Origin of the sequence: Mesorhizobium sp. M0276, assembly GCF_040321755.1 — a bacterium.
Taxonomy (GTDB): domain Bacteria; phylum Pseudomonadota; class Alphaproteobacteria; order Rhizobiales; family Rhizobiaceae; genus Mesorhizobium.
The window spans coordinates 1-16569 of sequence record NZ_JAMYSC010000055.1 but is presented as its reverse complement, the minus strand read 5'-3'; the positions used below and the strand labels follow the sequence as shown (position 1 = coordinate 16569).

At 62.5% G+C, this 16569-nt stretch carries 16 protein-coding genes; 7 read left to right on the top strand and 9 right to left on the bottom strand.

Going from position 1 to position 16569, the window contains the following annotated elements; genetic code table 11:
* Positions 1-32: 32 nt before the first annotated feature.
* Positions 33-218 carry a hypothetical protein gene (locus tag NKJ01_RS29730; RefSeq protein ID WP_032907120.1) on the bottom strand — a complete coding sequence of 62 codons (186 nt, stop codon included), beginning with the start codon at positions 216-218 and terminating at the stop codon, positions 33-35.
* On the opposite strand from NKJ01_RS29730, the gene NKJ01_RS29725 reads away from it, so the two are divergent.
* Complete coding sequence (locus tag NKJ01_RS29725) at positions 217-1110, top strand: NAD(P)/FAD-dependent oxidoreductase (RefSeq protein ID WP_352733598.1); 894 nt, start codon at positions 217-219, stop codon at positions 1108-1110. The genes NKJ01_RS29730 and NKJ01_RS29725 overlap by 2 nt on opposite strands.
* Positions 1111-1499: 389 nt before the next feature.
* Here the strand turns inward: NKJ01_RS29725 and NKJ01_RS29720 are convergent, their stop codons facing one another.
* Together NKJ01_RS29720 and NKJ01_RS29715 are read right to left on the bottom strand one after the other, a co-directional pair.
* Positions 1500-2246 carry a class I SAM-dependent methyltransferase gene (locus NKJ01_RS29720; protein ID WP_502898126.1) on the bottom strand — a complete coding sequence of 249 codons (747 nt, stop codon included), beginning with the start codon at positions 2244-2246 and terminating at the stop codon, positions 1500-1502.
* A 7-nt stretch (positions 2247-2253) separates the two neighbouring features.
* Entirely contained in the window at positions 2254-4266 is a 2013-nt protein-coding gene (locus tag NKJ01_RS29715; protein ID WP_352733595.1) for a long-chain fatty acid--CoA ligase, read from the bottom strand.
* Between the two features lie 446 nt (positions 4267-4712).
* Here NKJ01_RS29715 and NKJ01_RS29710 point away from each other — a divergent pair, with 446 nt between their 5' ends.
* The 5 genes from NKJ01_RS29710 to NKJ01_RS29690 all read left to right on the top strand — a co-directional run bounded on the left by NKJ01_RS29710 (position 4713) and on the right by NKJ01_RS29690 (position 9976).
* Positions 4713-6305, top strand: coding sequence for an ABC transporter substrate-binding protein (locus tag NKJ01_RS29710; protein ID WP_352604051.1), 1593 nt, complete (start codon positions 4713-4715; stop codon positions 6303-6305).
* A gap of 51 nt (positions 6306-6356) precedes the next feature.
* On the top strand, positions 6357-7364 hold the full coding sequence (locus NKJ01_RS29705) for an ABC transporter permease subunit (RefSeq protein ID WP_023758202.1): 1008 nt from the start codon (positions 6357-6359) through the stop codon (positions 7362-7364).
* Between the two features lie 70 nt (positions 7365-7434).
* Positions 7435-8289, top strand: a complete 855-nt coding sequence (locus NKJ01_RS29700) for an ABC transporter permease subunit (protein ID WP_198032195.1) — start codon at positions 7435-7437, stop codon at positions 8287-8289.
* 2 nt (positions 8290-8291) lie between these two features.
* Positions 8292-9149 carry an ABC transporter ATP-binding protein gene (locus NKJ01_RS29695; protein WP_023758200.1) on the top strand — a complete coding sequence of 286 codons (858 nt, stop codon included), beginning with the start codon at positions 8292-8294 and terminating at the stop codon, positions 9147-9149.
* Positions 9146-9976, top strand: a complete 831-nt coding sequence (locus NKJ01_RS29690; RefSeq protein WP_023758199.1) for a dipeptide ABC transporter ATP-binding protein — start codon at positions 9146-9148, stop codon at positions 9974-9976. The genes NKJ01_RS29695 and NKJ01_RS29690 overlap by 4 nt, the downstream gene beginning before the upstream one ends.
* Positions 9977-10058: 82 nt before the next feature.
* On the opposite strand, the gene NKJ01_RS29685 is transcribed toward NKJ01_RS29690, so the two are convergent.
* The 4 genes from NKJ01_RS29685 to NKJ01_RS29670 all read right to left on the bottom strand — a co-directional run bounded on the left by NKJ01_RS29685 (position 10059) and on the right by NKJ01_RS29670 (position 13260).
* Positions 10059-11333 (bottom strand): cysteine desulfurase-like protein, encoded by a 1275-nt coding sequence (locus tag NKJ01_RS29685; RefSeq protein WP_352733591.1) that lies wholly within the window; start codon positions 11331-11333, stop codon positions 10059-10061.
* 49 nt (positions 11334-11382) lie between these two features.
* Complete coding sequence (locus NKJ01_RS29680) at positions 11383-12057, bottom strand: amino acid ABC transporter permease (protein WP_023758197.1); 675 nt, start codon at positions 12055-12057, stop codon at positions 11383-11385.
* 152 nt (positions 12058-12209) lie between these two features.
* Positions 12210-13007 (bottom strand): ABC transporter substrate-binding protein, encoded by a 798-nt coding sequence (locus NKJ01_RS29675; RefSeq protein ID WP_352733588.1) that lies wholly within the window; start codon positions 13005-13007, stop codon positions 12210-12212.
* A 73-nt stretch (positions 13008-13080) separates the two neighbouring features.
* On the bottom strand, positions 13081-13260 hold the full coding sequence (locus tag NKJ01_RS29670) for a hypothetical protein (RefSeq protein WP_352733585.1): 180 nt from the start codon (positions 13258-13260) through the stop codon (positions 13081-13083).
* Between the two features lie 307 nt (positions 13261-13567).
* Between NKJ01_RS29670 and NKJ01_RS29665 the strand changes: the two genes are divergently transcribed.
* Positions 13568-14659 carry an LLM class flavin-dependent oxidoreductase gene (locus NKJ01_RS29665; protein WP_352733582.1) on the top strand — a complete coding sequence of 364 codons (1092 nt, stop codon included), beginning with the start codon at positions 13568-13570 and terminating at the stop codon, positions 14657-14659.
* A gap of 24 nt (positions 14660-14683) precedes the next feature.
* On the opposite strand, the gene NKJ01_RS29660 is transcribed toward NKJ01_RS29665, so the two are convergent.
* Positions 14684-15079, bottom strand: a complete 396-nt coding sequence (locus tag NKJ01_RS29660) for a RidA family protein (RefSeq protein ID WP_352733579.1) — start codon at positions 15077-15079, stop codon at positions 14684-14686.
* 60 nt (positions 15080-15139) lie between these two features.
* Positions 15140-16288 (bottom strand): acyl-CoA dehydrogenase family protein, encoded by a 1149-nt coding sequence (locus NKJ01_RS29655; RefSeq protein ID WP_352733576.1) that lies wholly within the window; start codon positions 16286-16288, stop codon positions 15140-15142.
* Positions 16289-16569 lie beyond the last annotated feature (281 nt).

Below are 16569 nucleotides of genomic sequence, written 5' to 3'. Positions count from 1 at the left end.
GCCAACGGGTCGGTTTCAACTTGTCCTCCAAATCAAGTTTCCCCGGGCCGCCCGGCGATATCGAATGCGGCATTGTCCGGCCGGTCAACACAGTGATGGGCGACATTCTCGTCGATGCCGAAGCCCTGCTCGCTGACCGTCTCGAGCGCGTATCGGTGGACGATATTTCGCGCCCGGCCCAGCCCAACCCCCTCCATCCACAACACGGAGCCCATCATGGATGACGTCATCATCATCGGCGGCAGCTTTGCCGGTCTCGCCGACGCCCTGCAGCTCGGCCGTGCCCGCCGCAAGGTCACCGTTCTCGATACCGGCCTGCCGCGCAACCGCTTTGCCGGCCACTCGCATGGCCTGCTCGGCCACGACCACAAGCCACCGCTGGACATCCTGGCCGAGGCGCGGCAGCAACTGGCGCGCTATCCCACGATCAGGCTGGTCAATGCCCGGGCCGACAGCATCTCTGGCGCCATCGACGATTTCTCCGTGCTCACTGGCGACGGCGAAAGCCTTGCGGCGCGCCGGCTGATCCTGAGCTATGGCGTCGTCGACCAGATGCCTGATGTTCCGGGCTTTGCCGAAGGCTGGGGCACGTCCATCGTGCCCTGTCCCTATTGCGACGGCTTTGAAGTCGCCGGCCAGCATTGGGGCCTCGTCTGGTCCGGCCGGCAGTCGCACAATTATGTCAGGCTGTACCACGACTGGACCGACACGTTGACGCTCTTCGCCGATGGTCACGACATTCCGCCCGATATTCGGGCCGATCTGGGGCACCGCAATATACCTGTCGTCGATGGCCGGATCACCGGAATCGCCCATCACGGGGGCCATCACGCCACCGTCGAGCTCGATACCGGCCCCAATGTCGCAGTCGACATCCTGTTCGCGCATCCGCGCAACAAGCCGTCCGCAAGCCTGCATGAATCACTGGGCCTCGCCACGGTCGATTCGCCCCTCGGCATTGCCCTCAAGGTCGACGAGCGCCGCGAAACCAGCATGCCCGGCATCTACGCCGCCGGCGACCTCGCCAACCCCCTCATGGCCTCGGTCACCACGGCATCATCGCACGGCGCGATGGCGGGCATCTTCTCCCAGCAGTCGATGCTGGTTTGAGAGCACAGGTTCCCTTCTCCGGTTGCCGCGGGCCGTCGCGGAAAACCTCCTTTTGGGGGAGAGCGCCTACGCCAGCAGATCAGCGGTGGTGCGATAGAGGCCCGTGGCAAGAAGATCGTCGGCGCAACCGCATCTGTTAGACTTGGCATGGCGCGTGAGGACGACCGTGACGTAGGCGACGTTAGCGACGGGGCGCTCTATTCGCGGAGAGCTGCTTCGAGCGACTTGAGCGGATACATCTGTATGGCGAAAAGTACATTGGCGAATTAGGGGACGCTGAGCTTAGATGTTAGCGGCCGTCACGACTGCTATCTGAACGTGCCTTTGATTGGATGATCATCTGCGTTGGCGGTCGAACTCGGTACATTCCGAGTGACTGGGTTTTGATCTCAGCGACAGCGGTCATCCGCTTCAAAGGAAAACACACCGCTCGGTTTCGTCGCGACACCCTTCGCGTCGCCGAAATCCGGCACCCGGTACTCGGCGAGCAATCTCAGCCGTGACAGCGGCAGATCGGTGCGACGGGGATCGCCGACCAGAACCTCGATGCCGGCGGCCAGGCAGCGGTCGAGGAATGGGGTAACGCGTAAGGCAACCTCATGGCCGTAAAAAACATCGCCTGCGAGCACAAGGTCGACGGCCGGTGGCGGGCCAGTGGTGATATCCTTGTCGACAACGGTGATCGTGACGCCGTTGGCGGCGGCATTGAGGCCGATCGCTGCAACGCCGTTACGGTCTATCTCGGCCGCAAGCACCGCGCGGGCGCCAGCCTTGGCGGCGGCGATGCCGACGAGGCCTGAACCGGCGCCGAGGTCGAGCACGCGCTGCCCGGCTACCGTCTGCGGTCGGTCGAATATGAAGCGGGCAAGCACCGCGCCGCCGGCCCAGGCATAGGCCCAGTAGGGCGGCTGCGCTTCGGTCCCGTTCTCGTCGGCCTCGATGCTGTCTTCCGGCTCGACGCCATGGTCACACCACTCGATCAGCCGCCTGAGACCGCTTGCAGGATGGGCCGTGTAGAGCAGGATTTGGGGAAGTGCCGGAACAGGCACAAGGCGCATATTCGCTTTGATGAACGTGGCCGCGTCGGGACGTCGGCCATCGTCCGCGAACCCGCCATTGCCAGGGCCATCCTTCAAATCGCGTCTATTCCCGCAACGCCCGGCGCAGGATCTTGCCGACCGGCGTCTTCGGCAGTTCGGTCCTGAACTCGATGTATCTGGGCCGCTTATAGCCGGTCAGGTTCTCGCGGCAAAAGGCGGTGAGCGCCTCTGCGGTGAGAGCGGGATCCTTTCTGACCACGAACAGTTTCGGCACCTCGCCGGAATGCTCGTCCGGCACGCCGATCGCCGCCACCTCGAGCACGCCCGGATGCATCGCCACGACTTCCTCGAGTTCGTTCGGATAGACGTTGAAGCCCGAGACCAGGATCATGTCCTTCTTGCGGTCGACGATCTTGGTGTAGCCGCGCTCGTCCATGAAGCCCATGTCGCCGGATTTGAAATAACCGTCCTTGGTCATCACCTTGGCGGTCTCATCCGGTCGGTTCCAGTAGCCCGCCATCACTTGCGGCCCCCTGATGCAGATTTCGCCGACCTCGCCGAGCGGCAGGTTGTTGCCGTCGTCGTCGCGGATGGCGATCTCGGTCGAGGGCAGCGGCAGGCCGATCGTGCCGGTAAAGTCGCCGGCGGTGAACTTGTTGGCCGTGGCCACCGGCGAGGTTTCCGAGAGGCCGTAGCCTTCGGTGACCGAACAACCGGTCAGCGCCTTCCAGCGTTCGGCGACGCCCTTCTGCACCGCCATGCCGCCGCCCAGCGTCAGGATCAGCGGCTTGAAGTCGAGCTTGCGGAAATCCTCATTGTTGAGCAGCGCGTTGAACAGCGTGTTGAGGCCCGGAAAGATGTGCACCGGGTATTTCTGCAGCTCTTTGACGAAGCCAGGAATGTCGCGCGGGTTGGGAATGAGCACATTGCGAGCGCCTTGCTGCATGCCCATCAGCGCGTTAACCGTCAGCGCGAAGATATGATAGAGCGGCAGCGCGCAGATGAAGTTGGGGTGCGCCGGTTTCGGCTTGAGCGTATAGGCGTCCTCCATCCATTGCGCGTTCTGCGCGACATTGGCGAGCACGTTGCTGTGCAGCAGCGTGGCTCCCTTCGAGACACCCGTGGTGCCCCCCGTATATTGCAGGAAGGCAACATCATCGGCCGTCACCTTGGCCGGCTTGAAGGTCGCGCCGGCGCCGGCCTTCAAGGCCACATTGAACTTGACGTGACCGGGCAGTGACCAGGCCGGCACCATCTTCTTCACCCGGCGCACGACGAAATTGACGATGCTACCCTTCAGTCCCCCGAGCATGTCGCCCATCGCGGCAACCACGACATGCTTGACCGCCGTCCTGGCGATCACCGCCTGCAAGGTGTTGGCGAAGTTCTCGAGGATGACGATGGCTTGCGCACCGGAGTCCTTGAGTTGATGTTCGAGCTCGCGCGGCGTGTAGAGCGGGTTGATGTTCACCACGACATAACCGGCGCGCAAGACGGCCATCATCGCCACCGGATATTGCAGCACGTTCGGCATCATCAGCGCGACGCGCGCGCCTTTCTGAAGACCCTTCGATTGTAGATAGGCGCCGAAGGCCGCCGACAGCCGCTCGACATCGGCGTAGCTGATGGACTTGTCCATGCAGGTGAAGGCGGGCTGCGCGGAAAATTGCTTGCAGGCGGCAACCAGGAAATCGCCGATCGAACTATAGGGCAGAGGGCCGATTTCGGCCGCCACGTTTTTCGGATAGCTCTTAAGCCACGGCTTTTCCGGCAGTCCGGCGGCCAGCGCCGTCAGTGCATTCGGCAATCGCCTGGCGGCAGTCTCGGCAGGCTTCGCTGCCGGCGAGGCCTTGGCCGCCGCAGCCTTCGCCACCGGCTTGGCAGCTGCCGACTTTGCCGCGGGCACCGTCTTTCCGACAACAGTCTTTGTCGAGGCTTTCTTGATCGGGGCTTTGGTTGCCGGCTTTGGGCTTGCCTTCGCCGGCACGGGCGCCTTCGGCTTGGGCGCGGCGGCTTTGGCAGCGGGCACTTTCGGCGTGGACATGCCGCCGGCTGCTTTTGGAGCCGCCTTGGCTTCCGTCTTCGCCGGCGCCGTCTTCCTCGATGCTTTTGCCACCCGTTCCTCCCTCGACAATTCTTGTTCGATCGCGCTGCGCTCGCCCCTGAATTGACAGAGACGTCCTCCGCTGCCGCCGCTATACCACCTATGTATTGCCTCCATTGACGACCGTGCAAGTCTTGCCCCTGCGGCAAGGCGGCGAAAGATTTGCCGTCGAGAAATACTTCCTGCCGCGACCGTTGTCCTGCCGCACACCCGGCGGCTCGGAAGTGCGCGCGGCATCAATATCGTCAGATCGGCAATCAATAAAAAAATGCGGTCGTTAACAATCTCGTGATTGGAAAAAACTGCTAATTTTTTCTGCGTTTAAGCGAAATCGCGGATTTTTTTCCTGCTTCCCGCGGGGTAAGCAAACGGGGTGTTCCAAAGCCGGAAAAACGGTGCTTATATGCGCGCTTCGCGAGCCTGATAGAGGGGCTTGGAAGAACATCAGGGAGTGCTCAATGAAGAAGAAACTGACTTTTGCAGCCGCGTTGCTGGCTGCAAGCGTCCTGGGCGGCGTGGCCAACGCGAAAACTCTGGTCTATTGCGCGGAAGCTTCACCGGAGGGTTTCGACCCGGCGCCGTATACCGCCGGCCAAACCTTCGACGCATCCTCGCGCACCGTCTTCAACCGCCTTGTCGAATTCGATCACGGCAAGACGACGATCTCGCCGGGCCTGGCTGAAAGCTGGACGATCTCCGACGATGGCAAGGAATACGTCTTCAAGCTGCGCAAGGGCGTCAAGTTTGCCGCCACCGACTATTTCACTCCGACGCGCGACTTCAACGCCGACGACGTGGTGTTCTCCTTCCAACGTCAGGTCGACAAGAACGGCCCGTGGTTCCAATACATCCCGGGCATTGCCTACCAGTATTACAATGACCAATTCGGCGACAACATCACCAAGGTCGAGAAGGTTGACGACTTGACGGTAAAGTTCACCCTCAAGGAGCCGGCAATCACCTTCATTCCGACGCTGGGCATGGACTTCGCCTCGGTCGTCTCCAAGGAATATGCCGACAAGCTGCAGGCCGACAAGACCCCGGAACTGTTCAACCAGAAGCCGATCGGCACCGGCCCGTTCATCTTCGTCGACTACCAGACCGACGCAGCCATCCGCTACAAGGCCAACCCGGACTATTGGGGAGGCAAGCAGAAGATCGACGATCTGGTCTTCGCCATCACCACCGATCCGGCAGTGCGCGCGCAGAAGCTCAAGGCCGGCGAATGCAACATCATGTCATACCCGGCACCGGCCGATATCGCCGGCCTGAAGGCTGAACCAAGCCTGAAGGTCGACGAGCAGGAAGGCCTCAATGTCGGCGCGCTGATGTACAATACCCAGCAGAAGCCGTTCGACGACGTGCGCGTCCGCAAGGCGCTCAACATGGCCATCAACAAGAAGGCCATCATCGACGCCGTCTTCCAGGGCGCCGGCCAGGTGGCGATCAATCCGATCCCGCCGACCATGTGGTCGTACAACAAGCAAGTGAAGGACGATCCGTACGATCCGGAAGCGTCCAAGAAGCTGCTTAAAAAGGCCGGCGTCAAGGACCTCAAGATGAACGTCTGGGCCATGCCGGTGTCGCGCCCCTACATGCCGAACGCGCGCCGCACCGCTGAACTGATCCAGTCGGACTTCGCCAAGGTCGGCGTCACCGTCAACATCGTCAGCTACGATTGGGGTGAATACCTCAAGCGCGCTTCCGCGGTCGATCACGACGGCGCCGTTATCGTCGGCTGGACCGGCGACAATGGCGATCCGGACAACTTCCTCGGCGTGCTCCTGAGCTGCGCTTCCGTCGGTTCGAACAACCGCGCGGAATGGTGCAACAAGGACTTCGATGCGCTCATCAACAAGGCCAAGACCGTTTCGGATCAGGCTGAGCGCACCAAGCTCTACGAGAAGGCGCAGGTTATCTTCAAGGAACAGGCGCCCTGGGCGACACTCGCTCACTCCAAGGTGTTCATGCCGATGCAGAAGACCGTCACCGGCTTTGCGATGGATCCGCTCGGCATCCATCGCTTCGACGGCGTCGATATCGCCGAATAAGGTTCGCGAAACGGGGGCGTCACCGCATGGTGGCGCCCCCACTCGCCCGCCATGCTGCGTTATATCCTCGGCAAGCTCGCCCTCATCATCCCGACCTTCATCGGGATAACCATCCTCGCCTTTGGCTTCGTGCGCATCCTGCCCGGTGATCCGGTGCTGGTGCTTGCGGGCGAACGCGGCCTGTCGCCCGAACGCCACGCGGCGCTGATGCACCAGTTCGGCTTCGATCTGCCGATATGGCAACAGTACCTGACCTATTTGACCAACATCCTGAGCGGCGATTTCGGCACCTCGTTTTCGACCAAGACGCCGGTGCTGAGGGATTTCCTGATGCGCTTCCCGGCAACGGTCGAGCTCGCCATCTTCGCCATGATCTTTGCCGTTATCCTGGGCGTCGCCGCCGGCATCTTCGCCGCGATCCGCCGCGGCTCCTGGTTCGATCAGCTGACCATGGGCACGGCGCTGGCAGGCTATTCCATGCCGATCTTCTGGTGGGGTCTGCTGCTGATCATCGTGTTTTCCGGCACGCTGCACTGGACGCCGGTTTCCGGCCGCATCGACCTTCTCTATTTCTTCAAGCCGGTGACCGGCTTCATGACCATCGATTCCCTGATCTCGGGGCAGAAGGGCGCCTTCCGCTCGGCGCTGTCGCACCTCATCCTTCCAACCGTCGTGCTCGGCACCATCCCGTTGGCGGTCATCGCTAGGCAGACGCGATCGGCGATGCTTGAAGTGCTCGGCGAGGACTATGTGCGCACCGCGCGTGCCAAGGGCCTGGCGCCGCGCCGCGTCATCGGTTTGCATGCCTTTCGCAACGCGCTGATCCCGGTCGTCACCACCATCGGCCTGCAGGTCGGAACGCTTTTGACCGGCGCCATCCTGACCGAGAGCATCTTCTCTTGGCCCGGCATTGGCAAATGGATGATCGACGCTATTTCCAAGCGGGACTATTTCACCGTACAGGGCGGCTTGCTCTTGATCGCGCTGATCGTCATGTCGGTGAACCTCATCGTCGACGTGCTCTACGCCGTCATCAACCCACGTATCCGGGCCAACTGACATGAGCAACGAAGGCCCAGCCACCATTGAAGCCGTGACCGTCGTCAAGCCGCAAGACGCCAGGCTGCAGATGCTCGGCGAGTTTTGGCACTACTTCTCCGTCAACAAGGGCGCGGTGATCGGGCTCTTCGTCTTTGCGCTGCTGATCCTGATCGCCATCTTCGCGCCGCTGCTGGCGCCGCATTCGCCCGACGACCAGTTCCGCGACTTCTTCCTGACGCCGCCGGCCTGGCAGGAGGGCGGTAACGCGCAGTTCCTGCTCGGCACCGACGCCGTCGGCCGCGATATGCTGTCGCGGCTGATCTACGGCTCGCGCTTTTCGCTCGCCATTGGCTTCGTCGTCGTCACGTCAGCGCTGATCTCGGGCGTTATCCTCGGCCTGCTCGCCGGCTACTGCCGCGGCTGGGTAGACACGCTGATCATGCGCATCATGGATATCATCCTGGCCTTCCCGTCGCTGCTCTTGGCCCTGGTGCTGGTCGCGGTGCTCGGGCCTGGCCTTGTCAACGCCATGATCGCCATCGCCTTTGTGCTTCAGCCGCATTTCGCCCGGCTGACCCGCGCCGCCGTGATGGCCGAGAAGAATCGCGAATACGTCATCTCGGCCAAGGTCGCCGGCGCCAGCCATCTCAGGCTGATGCTGGTCACCATCCTGCCCAACTGCATCGCGCCGTTGATCGTGCAGGCGACGCTGTCCTTCTCCAACGCCATTCTCGAGGCCGCCGCCCTCGGCTTCCTTGGCATGGGCGCGCAGCCGCCGACGCCTGAGTGGGGCACCATGCTGGCCGAGGCGCGCGAGTTCATCCTGCGCGCCTGGTGGGTGGTGACTTTCCCGGGCCTCGCCATCCTGATCACCGTCTTCGCCATCAACCTGATCGGCGACGGCCTGCGCGACGCGCTCGACCCCAAGCTGAAGAGGTCCTGAGCATGTCTCTGCTCGAGATCAAGAACCTTACTGTTTCCTTCGACACGGCGGCCGGACCGTTCATGGCCGTGCAAGGCATCGATCTCGCGATCGAGCCGCGCGAAGTGCTGGCGATCGTCGGTGAGTCCGGCTCCGGCAAGTCGGTGGCGATGCTGGCGGTAATGGGCCTGTTGCCCAACACGGCAACGGTCAAGGCCGACCGCATGGCCTTCGACGGCGTCGATCTTTTGGAGCTCAGTCCGTCCGAACGCCGCAAGATCGTCGGCAAGGACATTTCGATGATCTTCCAGGAGCCGATCGCCAGCCTCAACCCATGCTTCACGGTCGGCTTCCAGATCGAGGAGGTGCTGCGCTTCCACATGGGCATGGATCGCGCCCAGCGCCGGGCGCGTGCCATCGAACTGATGAAGCTGGTCGGCATCGCCGACCCGGAGGAGCGACTGAGCTCGTTCCCGCACCAGATGTCGGGCGGCCAGTGCCAGCGCGTCATGATCGCCATCGCCATCGCCTGCAACCCGAAACTGCTGATCGCCGATGAGCCAACCACGGCGCTCGACGTCACCATCCAGAAACAGATCCTCGATCTGCTGGTCTCGCTGCAGGCCAAATACGGCATGGGCCTGATCATGATCACCCACAATATGGGCGTGGTGGCCGAAACCGCCGACCGCGTCATCGTCCAGTACAAGGGCCGCAAAATGGAAGAGGCCGACGTGCTTTCGCTGTTCGAGTCGCCGAAGAGCAATTATACGCGGGCCCTGCTGTCGGCCTTGCCGGAGAACGCTGTCGGCGACCGGCTGCCGACCGTGTCCGACATGATGTTCGAGCCAGCGCCTTCGGCTGCGGGAGCCGCGTTATGAGCACGACCGTTCTCGAAGGCAAGAACATCGTCCGCGACTATCACATCGGCGGCGGCCTGTTCACCGGACCGCGCACCGTGCATGCCGTCAAGGGCGTCTCCTTCACGGTGGACAAGGGCAAGACGCTGGCCATCGTCGGCGAAAGCGGCTGCGGCAAGTCAACACTAGCCCGCATCATCACGCTGATCGATCCGGCGACAGCGGGCGAGCTGTTCATCGACGGCAACAAGGTCGATATCGCCAAACACGGCCTGTCAAAGGACATGCGCCGCAAGGTGCAGATCGTTTTCCAGAATCCCTACGGATCGCTCAATCCGCGCCAGAAGATCGGCGACGTGCTGGGCGAGCCGCTGCTGATCAACACCGACAAGCCGGCGGCCGAGCGTCGCGACCTGGCGATGAAGATGCTGAAGAAGGTCGGCCTCGGTCACGAGCACTACAACCGCTATCCGCACATGTTCTCGGGCGGCCAGCGCCAGCGCATCGCCATTGCCCGCGCGCTGATGCTGAACCCAAGCCTGCTGGTGCTGGACGAGCCGGTCTCGGCGCTCGATCTGTCGGTGCAGGCACAGGTGCTGAACCTGCTCGCCGACCTGCAGGACGAGTTCCAACTGACCTATGTCTTCATCAGCCATGATTTGTCCGTCGTGCGTTACATCGCCGACGACGTGATGGTGATGTATTTCGGCGAAGCCGTCGAATACGGCTCGCGCGACGAGGTCTTTTCCGACCCCAAGCACAGCTACACCAGGACCCTGTTCGCCGCGACCCCGCGCGCCGACGTCGCCTCGATCAAGGCAAGGCTGGCGAAGAAGAAGGCGGCTTAGCGCCTCTTCGTCATGCTAAGGTCTGCGGGACACCTCGCTCCTTGCTTCGCCCAGGGATGACGACGCTGGAGTAGCCGCCGCCTTACGACAATTTGGCGATGATGGCGCGCAGCGCTTCGCCGAAGCGGTGGACTTCCTCAACCGTGTTGTAGTGGACCAGCGAAGCGCGGATGGCGCCGCTATCCATCGACAGGTTGAGGCGCCTCATCAGCCGTGGCGCGTACATGTGGCCGTCGCGGATGCCGATCTGCATCTCGGCCATTTCCTCGACGATCCGCTGCGGCGACAGTTTGCTGATATTGAAGCAGAAGGTCGGCACGCGCTCATTGATGCGCGCCTCGTCGGCTACGCCATAGATGGTCGCGCCGCAGTCCTTGAGCACTGCGAGCATCTCGCGTGCCAGCACCAGTTCATAGTCGCGGATGGCGCCCATGCCGGCAACGATGTTGTCGCGCCGCGACCGGTTGTTGGAGGGTGCCAGATTGCGGCCGATCAGTTCGAGATACTGTACGGCGGCATTCATGCCGGAGACGTTCTCGTAGATGAACGTGCCGGCCTCGACCTTGTAGGGCGGCTCGTCGGGGATGAAATCCTCGCGGAAGGTCGGCAGTCGCTTCAGCGTTTCGAAGCGGCCCCACAGGAAACCCATATGCGGCGAGAAATTCTTGTAGCCGGAGCAGACGAGGTAGTCGCAGTCCCAGGCCTGCACGTCGATCAACCCGTGCGGCCCGTAATGTACGCAGTCGAGGAAGACTTCGGCGCCGGCGGCGTGCGCGATCCCAGCCACTGAAGCGACATCGACGATCGAGCCGATCGAATGCGCGGTCACCGTGCAGGCGACCAGACGCGTGCGGTCGCAGACCAGCGGACGCAGGTCGTCGACATGCAGATTGCCGTCCTCGCGCATGCGCCACCATTTGAATTTCGCACCGGCCGATTCCAGCGCCAGCCATGTGGCGATGTTGGCGTCGTGATCCATGTCGGTGATGATGATCTCGTCACGCTCCCCGAGCATCTGGCCGATGCCGAGGCTGACCAGGCGAATGAACGAGGTGGCATTCATGCCGAAGCAGATTTCAGCCGGGTTGTAGGCATTGATCAGCAGCGCCACGCTCTCGCGTGCGTCCGCGACCGACTGGTCGACGGTCACGCTGCGGCCATAGCGGCCGCCGCGTTGCACGTTGTGCGAAACCAGATGGTTGGTCACAGCGTCGAGCACGCTCTGCGGGATCTGGGCGCCTGCCGCATTGTCCATGAAGACGAAGTCGCCGGCCCGCTGCAAGGCTGGAAACATGGCGCGGATGGTGTCGACGGGGAACGTCATGGCGTTGGCATTGTCGGTCTGGTGCTTGTTCACGCGTAGGCTCCTGCGAAGGACTTGGGCGGGGTGGAATCAGCTGGCGAGGTCAGCGGGTCTTTCCGGTCTTGAAGCGGTCCTCAAGCAGGCTGACGAGGCGGACCATCGGCCAGAGGAAGATGAGATAGACAAGAGCCGCGCCGATCAGCGGCGAAGGGTTGGCATAGAGCGACTGCGCATTGGTCGCTTCCTTGAGCAGTTCAGGCAGTGCCACGGTGGAGGCGAGCGAGGTGTCCTTGAACATCGAGACGCAGTTGCTGGTCATTGGCGGGATGACGACGCGGATAGCTTGCGGCAGCACCACCTTGCGCAGGGTCAGCAGGAACGGCAGGCCAAGCGCCTGCGCCGCCTCGAACTGGCCATGCGGAATGCTTTCGATGCCGGAGCGGAACACCTCGGCCGAATAGGCCGACATGATGATGGCGAACGCCGTCACCGCCGAGGCCCAGGACGATAGGCGGATGCCGAGGAACGGCAGCGCATAGTAGATCAGGATCAGCACGACCAGCACCGGCAGGGCGCGGAAAATGTCGGTGTAGCCGACCGCAAGCCACCGCAGCGGCTTCGGCGCATAGAGCCGCAGCAGGCTGATCAAAAGGCCGATAGGGATGCCGATGCCGATGCTCAAGATGCCGAGCAGCAGCGTGTTCAGGAAGCCGCGCAGCAGCGCCGGCAGACTGGACATGATGACATCGGGGTTGAAGAAGGTGTCGAGCAGCGACATGGGAGCGTTCCCGAACCCCAGAGCAAAGAATGCTCGCGTTAAAATCAATCGGCCTCACCGAAGGCGAGGCGGTCTGCGACGGGAGCCGGCACCAGAGCGTGAAATGAATCGTGCCGGCCTAGACAGCCGGCACGATTTCAATGCATTGCCGCTCAGGCCTTCGGCAGCGGCATTTCCTTCACGGTCGAAGAGTCGGCGGGCGCGTCGCTGCCGAACCACTTCTTGTGGATCGCGGCCAGGGTGCCGTCCTTCTTCATCGCGGTCAGCGCGTCGTTCAGCTTGCCGAGCAGCGGATGGTCCTTGGTCATCATCAGGCCGTACTGCTCGCCGGTCTTGATGCGCTCCTTGACGGTCAGATCCTTCATCTTGGTGAAGGAATACTGCATGCCCGGAATGTCGCTGACGGCGGCATCGACGCGACCGGCGCTGAGGTCGAGCAGCAGGTTCTGCTGCGTGTCGTAACCCTTCACGTCGCTGAAGCCGTCGGCTTCCTGATGCGCCTTGACCCATGTCTCTCCGGTCGAGCCGGACAGCACACCGACGATCTTGCCCTTGAGGTCGGCTTCGGCCTTGATCGGGCTGTCGGTCTTGGTGGCGATGCCCATGTCGGAATCATAATAGGGCTGGGTGAACGACTGCGACTTCAGCCGCTCCGCCGTAATGGTGATCGAGGAGATGGCGACGTCGATGCGCTTCGACGTGGTGGCGGCGAACAGCGCCTGGAAGCCGAGATCGGCGATGTCGGTGGTCGTGCCGATGCGCTTGGCGGCTTCATTGACGATGTCGACTTCGAAGCCTTCGAAGGTGCCGCTCTCGTTCTTGTATTCGAAGGGCGGATTGGTCGGATAAGCGCCGACATTGAGTACGTCGGCGGCATAGGCGGTGGCGGGGCCGGCGGCGATGCCGGTGGCGGCGGCGAGAAGAAGCAATTTGCGACGAGTGAAGCTCATTTGTGTTCCCTCTATTGTTGATCGGGCGGGTTGCTCCCGCACGGTTTTTTGCCGCCCCGCTTCGGGCAGGGCGTCAATTCATGGCAGCGACCATGCGGTCGAGCGCGGTCGCTATCCGGTCACGCTCACGGCAGACGCACATCCGCGGGAAGGCCGTGGCGATGTTCTCGGTGTGCAGGTCGCGGATCTGTGCGCGCACACCGTCGAAGGCATAGCGCGCGCTGGACGAAGACTGGGGCACCATGAACGACAAGGACTGAAACCCCTCCCACCACGATGGACTGGCAAGCAAGCCCCTCCGGCACGGCAATAGCCATCGATTTTGGAATGCTTATCCAAAGTGCCGCGGTTTTCAAGCGAAAGTTTTAAGCTTAAAAAGTTTGACCGGATTGTTGCCCGGCCGATACGCCCTTGGCCGTACTCGTGTCGCGCCAGTTCGGCTACGCGTCGTAGAAAGAACCTTCGGACGCACCAGCCTCGCCATCGCGAGGCGAAGCTATTTCATGCTTGAAATATTTTTGCGGAGCCGTAGCGTGCGATCTTCGACGGGAGGTCGCGACATGCACAAACCACATCCATTGCACGGCCCGAACAGGCTGAAGCTCGGCGTCTTTTCGACCAATGCGGATGGCGGGCTTGCCATAACCGATGTGCCGGAACGCTGGACGGCAAGCTGGCAGGACAATCTGACCGCGGCGCAGATCGCCGACCGCGCCGGCCTGGAATTCATGCTGCCGATCGCGCGCTGGCGCGGTTTCGGCGGCCGCAACAAGGTGCGGGAATGGTCGTTCGAGACCTTCACCTGGGCGGCGGCGCTTGCCATGGCCACCGAACAGATCGGGCTGTTCATGACCGTGCATGTGCCGCTCGTGCATCCGCTCTACGCCGCCAAGGCGTTGGCGACGGTCGACCACATCAGCCAAGGCCGCGCAGGCTTGAACATCGTCTGTGGCTGGAACCCGAAGGAATTCGGAATGTTCGGCACGCCGCTGGTCGAGAAGGGTTATGACCAGGCGGCCGAATGGATCCAGATCCTCGAAAAGCTTTACGCCTCGGCCGAGCCGCTCGATTATGAGGGCACCTACTATCGCCTCAAGGAAGCCGTCAGCCGGCCGGCCAGCCTGCAGCTTCCACGACCCGTGACCATGAACGCCGCCTTCGGCGGGCCTGGGCGGGATTTCGCCGCAGCCAGATGCGATTATCTGTTCACGACATTTTCCGAGATGAGCGATGCTGGCAAGCATGTCGCCGACATCAGCGAGCGGGCCGACAAGGCAGGCCGCGATGTCGGCGTCTATACCGTGGCGCATGTCGTCTGCCGCGCGACGATGGAAGAGGCGCGGGCCTATTACACGCGCTATGCGGTTGATATGGCCGATCACGACGCGGTCGACGCCCATATGGCCGGCAAGAAGGAATTCTCGCAATCGCATGACCCGCATGCCTATGACCGCTACCGGCAGCGTTTCGCCGGCGGCGCGGGCACTTACCCGCTGATCGGTACCCCTGAAACGATCGCCGCCGACATGGTCGCCATTGCCCGGCACGGCTATCAGGGCATCGCGCTGTCCTTCGTCAATTACACGCAGGAACTGCCCTATTTCTGCGATCACGTGCTACCGATTTTGAGGCAGGCAGGATTACGCGAATAATTTATTCCTAGGCCAGCCAATAGATTATTCCGGAACGACGGCGGTAGCCTGGATTTCCACCTTGGCACGGTCCTCGACCAGCGCCATCACCTGCATGGCGGCCATCGCCGGAAAATGCCGGCCGATCACTTCGCGATAGACCTCGCCAATACCCTTGAGGCTGGCGAGGTACTCGGCCTTGTCGGTAAAATACCAGGTCATCGAGGTGATGTGCTGCGGTCCGGCGCCGGCTTCCGCCAGCACTGCCACGATGTTGGCAAGTGTCTGCCGGACCTGGCCGACGAAGTCGTCGGTCTCGAACTGGCATTGCCCGTTCCAGCCGACCTGTCCGCCAACGAAGATGAGCTGCCCGCGTGCCGCGACGCCATTGGCGTAGCCGACAGGTTTTGCCCAGCCTTCCGGCTGCAGAATCGTATGCATTCAAAACCTCCCCGGTATTCCGAAAACCAAGTCTGAAAATCGCTCGTTAATTTCTCGCCGTCAGGCCGCGCCCATCACTTGCCGCGCAATCACCACTTTCTGCACGTCGGAGGCACCCTCGTAGATGCGCAGCGCGCGGATTTCGCGATACAGGCTCTCGACGATATGGCCCTTGCGGACACCGTCGCCGCCATGCAGCTGTACTGCTCTGTCGATGACGCTTTGGGCGTGGTCCGTCGCATATAGTTTCGCCATGGCCGCTTCGCGCGTCACTCGCGCGGCACCCATGTCCTTGGTCCATGCGGCGCGGTAGACCAAAAGGGCGGCCGCATCGACGTCGAGCGCCATGTCGGCGATATGGCCCTGCACCATTTGCAGTTCGGCCATCGGTGCGCCGAATAGTTTGCGTTCGGCCACCCTTTTGATGCTCTCGTCCAGCGCACGGCGGGCAAAGCCGAGGGCTGCCGCTCCGACAGTCGAGCGGAACACGTCGAGCACCGACATGGCGATGCGGAACCCGTCGCCCGGTTTGCCGATCAGCGCCGAGGCGGGAAGGCGGACTTGGTCGAACGACAGCCGCGCCAGCGGATGCGGCGCAATCACTTCCAGCCGTTCGGCGATGCCAAGGCCCTTGGCGTCGCCAGGCACGAGGAAGGCGGAGAGCCCCTTGGCGCCCGGCGCCTCGCCGGTGCGGGCAAAGACGACATAGAGATCGGCGATGCCGCCATTGGAGATCCAGGTCTTTTCGCCGGACAGCACATAACTGTCGCCGTCGCGGGTCGCCGTCATTTCGGTGTTGGCAACATCCGATCCCGAGCGCGGCTCCGACAGGGCGAAGGCGGAAATCGCCTTGCCGGCACGTGTCTTCGAAAGCCATCGCTGCTGTTGCGGCGTGCCGAACAGGCTGAGCGCGCCGGTACCGAGCCCTTGCATGGCGAAGGCAAAGTCGGCCAGCCCGTCATGGCGGGCGAGCGTCTCGCGCGTGATGCACAGAGTGCGCACGTCTAGTGGTCGCGGATTGTCGGTGTCGATTGCCGTCGGCCTCAGCCAGCCGTCCCGGCCGAGGTTCGCCACCAGCTCGCGGCAGGCGGCATCGACATCATGGTGATCGACCGGCAGGTTTTTTGCGCACCACGCCTCCAGTTGGTCGGCCAGCGCGCGATGGCGGTCTTCGAAGAATGGCCAGGAGAGGAAGGAACGGTCAGGCATTGTGTCTGCCTCCGCTATTCGGGCCTTGCGCTCTACGGCGCCCCCCTCTGTCCTGCCGGACATCTCCCCCTCTAGGGGGGAGATCGGCTGTCATCGCCGCTTCCGCCAATCGCCAGCGCTGCAAGATGGGAGCCGGCGCCAAAGCTGCCAATCTCCCCCCTTGAGGGGGAGATGTCCGGCAGGACAGAGGGGGGCGCTGTCCTGCTAACGTCTCCACGAAAAGCACCATCCTCAATCCCCTTCGAACACCGGCTTTTCCTTAGCCACGAAAGCCCTGTAGG

What these genes read in the sequence shown, in the direction of transcription:
- NKJ01_RS29725 (WP_352733598.1), top strand. Translation starts at nt 217, where the DNA reads ATGGATGACGTCATCATCATCGGCGGCAGCTTTGCCGGTCTCGCCGAC.
- NKJ01_RS29730 (WP_032907120.1), bottom strand. Translation starts at nt 218, where the DNA reads ATGATGGGCTCCGTGTTGTGGATGGAGGGGGTTGGGCTGGGCCGGGCG.
- NKJ01_RS29710 (WP_352604051.1), top strand. Translation starts at nt 4,713, where the DNA reads ATGAAGAAGAAACTGACTTTTGCAGCCGCGTTGCTGGCTGCAAGCGTC.
- NKJ01_RS29705 (WP_023758202.1), top strand. Translation starts at nt 6,357, where the DNA reads ATGCTGCGTTATATCCTCGGCAAGCTCGCCCTCATCATCCCGACCTTC.
- NKJ01_RS29700 (WP_198032195.1), top strand. Translation starts at nt 7,435, where the DNA reads ATGCTCGGCGAGTTTTGGCACTACTTCTCCGTCAACAAGGGCGCGGTG.
- NKJ01_RS29695 (WP_023758200.1), top strand. Translation starts at nt 8,292, where the DNA reads ATGTCTCTGCTCGAGATCAAGAACCTTACTGTTTCCTTCGACACGGCG.
- NKJ01_RS29690 (WP_023758199.1), top strand. Translation starts at nt 9,146, where the DNA reads ATGAGCACGACCGTTCTCGAAGGCAAGAACATCGTCCGCGACTATCAC.
- NKJ01_RS29680 (WP_023758197.1), bottom strand. Translation starts at nt 12,057, where the DNA reads ATGTCGCTGCTCGACACCTTCTTCAACCCCGATGTCATCATGTCCAGT.
- NKJ01_RS29675 (WP_352733588.1), bottom strand. Translation starts at nt 13,007, where the DNA reads ATGAGCTTCACTCGTCGCAAATTGCTTCTTCTCGCCGCCGCCACCGGC.
- NKJ01_RS29665 (WP_352733582.1), top strand. Translation starts at nt 13,568, where the DNA reads ATGCACAAACCACATCCATTGCACGGCCCGAACAGGCTGAAGCTCGGC.
- NKJ01_RS29660 (WP_352733579.1), bottom strand. Translation starts at nt 15,079, where the DNA reads ATGCATACGATTCTGCAGCCGGAAGGCTGGGCAAAACCTGTCGGCTAC.
- NKJ01_RS29655 (WP_352733576.1), bottom strand. Translation starts at nt 16,288, where the DNA reads ATGCCTGACCGTTCCTTCCTCTCCTGGCCATTCTTCGAAGACCGCCAT.